A 6,695-nucleotide genomic window follows, 5' to 3' on the forward strand; every position below is an offset into this window, starting at 1 on the left:
TCTTGTTTAGACTTATGGTGTTGCATTGATGGCCAAGGCATAAGGCGTGAAGCTCACGACCTCCTCCCCCAGCCAATCATTGATTTCAAGCATGCGGGATTGCAGCGGGGCCACTTCATTGGCGGCAAACACGGCGGCGGCCTGGGCGGCATCGCCAAATCCCCCGGTGTTGTGCGGGATGATGCCTAGCAGTTGCGGCGGTACGCGGTGGGCGGCCAGTTGGTCATCCCGTGTCACGTTCTTGATGTGCAGGAATTCGTCTTTGGCGGCCACCTCGCTGACTGGCAGTAGTTGCAGCCCGTCTTTCTTGCCGCCTGGGGCGTACATGAACAGGTTCCTGAAGTTGCCCGGCCCCTTGGAGTTGCGTAGGGCATCTCTCAAGTTGTCGACATCTTTCTGGTTATGCGCGGGGTCGGTCATGTAGAAGATGAACCCGGCGTGGCTTCCGTTGAGGTAATACTTGCGCCTAAAAAGTGTGGCCGATTCGTTGAGCAATACACTACTCATGGCCGCGAGGTATTCCGGCAAACCATAAACCTCCTGGTTGATATCCGGCTCCATGAGGTGAAACACTTCCCCAGGGGCGAACTCATGATCCAGTTGGCCCGCGCGCAGGAAGTAGTAGGTCTGCAGATCCAGCCCACGCCGGGTGTATTTGGCCAAGCTCGTCTTGAGTTGCAGCGTGCCACCCAGGCGATTACTGACTCGCTCCATGTAGGCATTACCAAAGGTCAGGTAATCCAGCACAAAGCGGCTGAACTCTGCCCGGCTCAAGAGTTTGTGCGGTTGAAACGTGCTGACAAGGATATTGCGCTTCACGTACATGGGGCTGGCGTGATGCACCGTGGCCCGGAAAACCTGGGCCAGTGCATGCATGGAAATGGGCGGCTCATACCATTTGCCATTGCCGACGCATTCCAGATAATCAAACAGTTCGCGCCGATCCAGCACGGGGAGCGGATCGCCAAAGCTGAAGGCGCCCCACTCGCCAGAAGATAGCGGGCGTGAGTCCGGCAGGCCATTGGTGCTCAGGTGTTCAGTCTTGTTTCGTGTCTTGCGGCTCATCCAAAAATCTCCATAAATCCGGTGTTGGTGGTCGTGGCCCCTTCAAGGGGTTCGTTCAGTAGTGCATGCAGGCAGGCCCAGGCCAGATCGGCGTGGCTCGTCTCTTCACTGCGCCCGGCTTCAAAGGTGATTTGTCGCCCGCTGGCGGTGGTGGTCTTCTTGATGGCCATGAAGGCGGCGGCCAAGTCTGTCCAGCCCGCGTCAAACTCAAGGCGCCCGCGCTCAATGATGTTCAAAGCCTTCAACACCATCCTGACTTTCAGGTCTGGCGAGTAGTTGAGACCCACGGCCATGGGGAAGAACTGGCGCACCAACTGATAGACGCCCTGCCCCAGGCCGGTGGTATCAATGGCGATGTGCTGCACGTTGTAGGTGTGGGTCAGCATCTCGATGCGCTTGGCCTGTTCCTCAAAATCCAGCCCCTGGAACTGCATCCGGTCGAGCACGCGAAACTTGCCCCCAGGGGCCATCGGGGGCGCGACCACGACCAGCCCGGCAGAATCCCCCGTGTGGCTGGGGTCGTAACCGATCCAGACCGGGCGATCGGCAAAGGGCCGGGCATGGAAGGGGCGGAAGTCTTCCCACACCTCCCAGGAATCCACCATGCAGCGTTGCAGCAGCGAGAGCGGAAAAACGCTTTTGCCATCGTCAATGAACTGGCACATGAAAAGCTGCAGGAACTCTTCCGGCGAGTACTCCAAGCGCAATTGCTGGATATCGAAAAGATCACAACCGCTGGCCGCAGCATCCAGAATCGTGACAATCTGGCGCCATTGGCCATCCTCGCAATGCCGCCCACCGGCCAAGGCTTCATGGCGGACATCCAGCTCGATGTGCTCAGACTTGGGCCGCCCCTTGTTGAAAAGTGTCCCCGCCCAAAACGGGTACGCCTCATGCGTGAGAGTCGACGGTGTAGAAAAGTAGGTCTGGCGCCAGCGCTTCTGGCTGGCCATGCCGCTGGCCACCTTGCGAAGATCGCGGAATTTCGGAATCCAGAAATACTCATCAAGGTACAAATTGCCGTGGTAGCTCTGCGCCGTGCGGCTATTCGTGCCCAGGAAGATCAATTCCGCCTCATTGGGCAAGAGGATTTTTTCGCCGCGCAAGTCCACGTCAGCGGTCGTGCGGGCGAACTCCTGAATGTAGCTTTTGAACTGGTGCGCCTGGGCTTTGCTGGCAGACAGGAAGATTTGATTGCGCCCGGTCTTCAGGGCATCAATCAGCGCCTCACGCGCAAAGTAGAAAGTTGCGCCGATCTGGCGAGACTTCAACAGATTGCGGATGCGCTCCTGCTGCCCAGCCCTGTACCAATGCTTTTGGTATCCAAACAGGCCATCCATGAAGGCGTCTTCCATCCTCCGCTGTTGTTCTTCGCTGATCGCATTGCGCTCGGGCGGCTTGCGTGTGCTGCCCTTATTGCGTTCGGCAATCGCCGGGTTCAAGTCGCCTTCTCGACCTGTGCCCTGATAGCGTTTGATGCGGGCTTGGCACTCCAAGAGTCGGCCCAGGGCATCGATCTCCTTGTAATCTGAATTGGATTTTGCGTCCTTGGCAATCAGGAGATTCAAGCGGGCTTCCGTGACATATTCAATGCGGGTAAGCGCGTCGGTTTCATCCCACTTGCCACGACGCTTCCAACTGTGCACAGTAGAAGCGCGCACCTGAAGACGCCGGGCAATCTCTGAAACCCGGTAGCCCTGGTAGTACAGGTCACGCGCCCGTGCCTGGAGCGTGTCATCAGTCGCTGCGGCCTGGGCCATGTCAGGAGTTGCAGCAGCAGCGGCATGGTGATCACTGAAGGGGGAAGTATTGGTCTTATCCATCGCCCCAATGTGCCTGTCTCGCCGCCCCTGTACCATCAATGCAAAACGTATAACGCCTGTTTTACAACAGGGTTTCATTGAGGCAAAAGCCTTGCTGGCCGACACTGTGTCCATCGCAAACATCACGCACACAGGACACCGACATGGCCGGGCAAGCAAAGAAGCAATCCAAGTATTTCCGTATCGCCACCGAAGGGGCCACCACCGATGGGCGCACGATTGAGCGCGCCTGGATCGAGCAGATGGCCAAGAACTACAACCCGCAAACGTATGGCGCCCGTGTGAATCTGGAACACATCAAGGGGGTGATGCCACTGCCCGGCTCCCCCTTTGGTGCCTATGGCGATGTGCTGGCCTTGAGTACGGAAGAAGCGGACGGCAAGTTGCGTCTGCTGGCGCAAATCTCCCCCACGGATGATCTGGTCACACTGAATAAGGCGCGCCAGAAGGTGTATACCTCCTGCGAGATCAACACGAACTTTGCCGAAACCGGGGAAGCCTATCTGGTGGGGCTGGCCGTGACCGACAACCCGGCAAGCCTGGGGACTGAAATGCTGCAATTCTCGGCTCAAGCAACAGTCAATCCGCTGGCCGTCCGTAAAACCCACCCGCATAACCTCTTTAGCTCTGCCGCTGAAACCGTGATGGAGTTTGAAGACGTCACCACGATTCCCGGTCTGGTGGAGCGCATCAAGACAATGTTTGCCCGGCGCGAACAAGGGGATGACGCCCGCTTTGCCGATGTGCACGGCGCGGTGGAAACCATTGCCACCCAGGTGGTGGAAGTGGAAACCAGGCTTTCTCAATGCGGGGCCGGGGTGGCCAAGGTCGAAGTGCTTGCCGCCGCCCATGAAAAGCTCGCTCAGGAGTTTGCCGCGCTCAAGGTGCAACTCTCAGGCCAGCAAGGCAGCCCTGAACGTCCGCACGCCACCGGTGGCACGGGTGCAATTCAGACCGATTGCTGAAACCCCAAGCCGACACCGCCAACCCCGACAGACACCCAAAAATGACAATGGAGAAACACCGCCATGCGTAACGAAACCCGCAAAGTCTTTAATGCCTTCACCGCCCAGGTAGCCACCTTGAATGGTGTGCCCAATGCGGCTGAAAAATTTGCCGTCACGCCCACCGTGCAGCAGAAGCTGGAAACCAAAATGCAGGAGAGCAGCGCCTTCCTGCAAAAGATCAACATCATGGGGGTGACTGAACAATCCGGCCAGATCCTGGGCCTGGGAGTGGGCGGGCCGATTGCTTCCCGGACGGACACCACGCAGAAGGAACGCAGCACGCGCGACATCACCACGATGGATGAACGCGGCTACCAATGCGTGCAGACCAACTATGACACGCACCTGACCTACGCCAAGCTCGATGCCTGGGCCAAGTTCCCGGATTTCCAGACCCGCATCCGTGATCTGATCGTCACGCGTCAGGCACTGGACCGCATCATGATCGGCTGGAACGGCGTCCGTGCTGCGGTGGAAACCGATCTGACGAAAAACCCGCTCCTGCAGGACGTGAACAAGGGCTGGCTGCAGCTCATCCGTGAATACAGCAATGGCGCGCTCTTCATGACAGAGGCGAAGGCCGGTTCCGGTACAGTCAAAATCGGCAACAGCGTAGACAAGTATGATGGCTACAAGAATCTGGATGCCCTGGTCATGCACTTGGTCAGCAACAACATCAAACCCTGGCACCGTGAAGACCCGGGGCTGGTGGTGATCATGGGGCGCGGCCTGCTGGAAGACAAATACTTCCCCCTGGTCAATCGGGATCAACGCGCCACCGATGTGCTCGCCACGGATGTGATCATGAGCCAGAAGCGTGTGGGCGGCCTGCAGGCGGTGACCGTGCCCTTCTTCCCTGAAAACACCTTGCTGGTCACACGCCTGGATAATCTGTCGATCTACTATCAGGAAGGTGGGCGTCGCCGTGCCGTGCTCGATGAGCCCAAGCGCGACCGCATCGCCAACTATGAGTCGAGCAATGATGCCTACGTGATCGAGAATTACGAATGCATCGCCGCCGCTGAAAACATCCAGATCATCGAAGATCCGGCGTCACAGGGGAATGCTGCGACCGCCCCGGCCAGTACCGCTACAACGGGTGCCTGATGATCAACCACGCCAAAGCCCATATGGAGCGCTGCTTGGCCGCCCTGGCGGCCAAGCAGGGCGTGGCCAACGCCCGCCACCACGCGACCGGTTACGAGTTGATGTTGGCCAAGCTGGATGAAGACCGGCGGCGCCTGCATCAGATTCAATCCACCCAACGCAAAATCGCAGTCAAGCGCGAACTCTTGCCCGAGTATGCCGCGTGGGTGGAAGGGGTGCTCGCCGGAAAATCCGGGGTGCAAGATGATGTGTTCATGATGGTGATGCTCTGGCACATCGATGTGGCCGACTTCGCTTCTGCCCTGACGCTCGCCCGCTATGCGCTCACCTACAAGCTCGTGATGCCGGATCGCTTCAAGCGCACGGTGGCTTGCCTGATCGCCGAAGAAATGGCCGAGACCACCTTACGGGCTAACACAGTCGATCAGGCCAACTATGCCGAATGCTTGGCGGACTGCATGGCCTTGACCGCCCATGAAGACATGCCCGATGAGGTGCGCGCCACGCTGCACAAGGCAGCGGCCTATGCCATGCTGGCGCAGAAGCGAGTCACCCCGGATCGATTGCGGCAGTGTCTCGCGTGGCTACAGCGTGCCTTGCAACTCTATGAGCGCGTGGGCGTGAAAAAGGACATTGAGCGCATTGAACGCGAATTGAAGAACCTGGAAGGCTCAGGCTGACCGCCTGAGTCTCCCACACCGGGCGCACCCCGCACCTGGGCGGCTCAGGGCGAAGGTGGAGACATGGCTTGCCATTGTCAAAATCTTCTGCCCTGACCACCGCCCCCCATAGACACCCCACTCACACCCCACTGCCAGCACACAACAAGAAAGGCTGAACGGATATGACAACAGTAAATCCTCTTGGCATGAATACAAATCCCTTCGGCTCAAGCCCCGTCGTCAGTGTGGGCGCAGACCCTGCGGGGGTATCCGGTGGCGTCATTGATACCGGCCCCTTCTGGCCTGTCGTTGATCCACGCAAGGCACGTCTGGCCATGCGCCTGGATGGCACGGTACTGGAAGAACGCTTGCGGGCGGCTTTGGTGGAAGCGGCGATATCGGCCATTGAAACGCTTTCCGACTGGAAGTTTGCCTGCCTTGCTGAAGGCTTCACCGCGCTGGCCCAAGTGCCTGCCCCCCAGGTGGATGGCGAATCCATTCATGTGCATCGCTTCTTGCGCGCTGTGCATTGCATGGCCGCTGCCAACCTCGCGGAACGTTACCGGGGCTTTGATGCCACCGGGGCCGGTGCCCGGCATGCGGAACTGGTGGAGTCCCCGATTGAGGATCTGCGCCGCGATGCGGCCTGGGCGCTCGCAGATATCCAAGGCCGTGGGCGTACCACGGTGGAGTTAATTTGATGGATCAGATGAGTCTAAAAACATGATTGCCACGGCCCGCCAAGGCGAAACACTGGACGCTCTGTGCTGGCGCATGTATGGCGCCACGGCTGGTTATGTCGAACAGATTTTAGTGGATAACCCCGGCATGGCTGCCTTGGGGCCGTTTCTCCCTCACGGCACCCAGGTGGTGATGCCTGACCCGGCCACCTCTACAACGGGAAGCAATACGACCACGACGGCGGCAACGGTCAATCTTTGGGATTGAAAGACTATGACAACATCAAACACCACTTTGGCGAGCTACGGCACCAGTGTATTTCTCACCCTCAAGGGGCTGTATCAATCTGC

7 protein-coding genes are annotated in these 6,695 nt (G+C 58.7%); 5 read left to right on the forward strand and 2 right to left on the reverse strand.

Annotated elements, in window-relative coordinates; translation table 11 throughout:
• Positions 1–12 precede the first annotated feature (12 nt).
• Both B145_RS0118695 and B145_RS0118700 read right to left on the reverse strand, forming a co-directional pair.
• Positions 13–1,065, reverse strand: coding sequence for a phage portal protein (locus B145_RS0118695; protein WP_018609399.1), 1,053 nt, complete (start codon positions 1,063–1,065; stop codon positions 13–15).
• Positions 1,062–2,888, reverse strand: a complete 1,827-nt coding sequence (locus tag B145_RS0118700) for a terminase ATPase subunit family protein (protein ID WP_018609401.1) — start codon at positions 2,886–2,888, stop codon at positions 1,062–1,064. The genes B145_RS0118695 and B145_RS0118700 overlap by 4 nt, the downstream gene beginning before the upstream one ends.
• Before the next feature lie 143 nt (positions 2,889–3,031).
• Between B145_RS0118700 and B145_RS0118705 the strand changes: the two genes are divergently transcribed.
• The 5 genes from B145_RS0118705 to B145_RS0118725 all read left to right on the forward strand — a co-directional run bounded on the left by B145_RS0118705 (position 3,032) and on the right by B145_RS0118725 (position 6,612).
• Positions 3,032–3,853: a GPO family capsid scaffolding protein gene (locus tag B145_RS0118705; protein WP_018609403.1), complete on the forward strand. Its 822-nt coding sequence runs from the start codon at positions 3,032–3,034 to the stop codon at positions 3,851–3,853.
• 63 nt (positions 3,854–3,916) lie between these two features.
• Positions 3,917–5,002 carry a phage major capsid protein, P2 family gene (locus B145_RS0118710; RefSeq protein ID WP_018609405.1) on the forward strand — a complete coding sequence of 362 codons (1,086 nt, stop codon included), beginning with the start codon at positions 3,917–3,919 and terminating at the stop codon, positions 5,000–5,002.
• Positions 5,002–5,682: a phage terminase small subunit gene (gpM, locus tag B145_RS0118715; RefSeq protein WP_018609407.1), complete on the forward strand. Its 681-nt coding sequence runs from the start codon at positions 5,002–5,004 to the stop codon at positions 5,680–5,682. Before B145_RS0118710 ends, gpM begins: the two co-directional genes overlap by 1 nt.
• A 188-nt stretch (positions 5,683–5,870) precedes the next feature.
• Positions 5,871–6,365: a head completion/stabilization protein gene (locus B145_RS0118720; RefSeq protein WP_018609410.1), complete on the forward strand. Its 495-nt coding sequence runs from the start codon at positions 5,871–5,873 to the stop codon at positions 6,363–6,365.
• A gap of 22 nt (positions 6,366–6,387) precedes the next feature.
• Positions 6,388–6,612: a tail protein X gene (locus tag B145_RS0118725; RefSeq protein WP_018609412.1), complete on the forward strand. Its 225-nt coding sequence runs from the start codon at positions 6,388–6,390 to the stop codon at positions 6,610–6,612.
• Positions 6,613–6,695 lie beyond the last annotated feature (83 nt).

This window comes from Uliginosibacterium gangwonense DSM 18521 (assembly GCF_000373965.1).
Lineage (GTDB): Bacteria > Pseudomonadota > Gammaproteobacteria > Burkholderiales > Rhodocyclaceae > Uliginosibacterium > Uliginosibacterium gangwonense.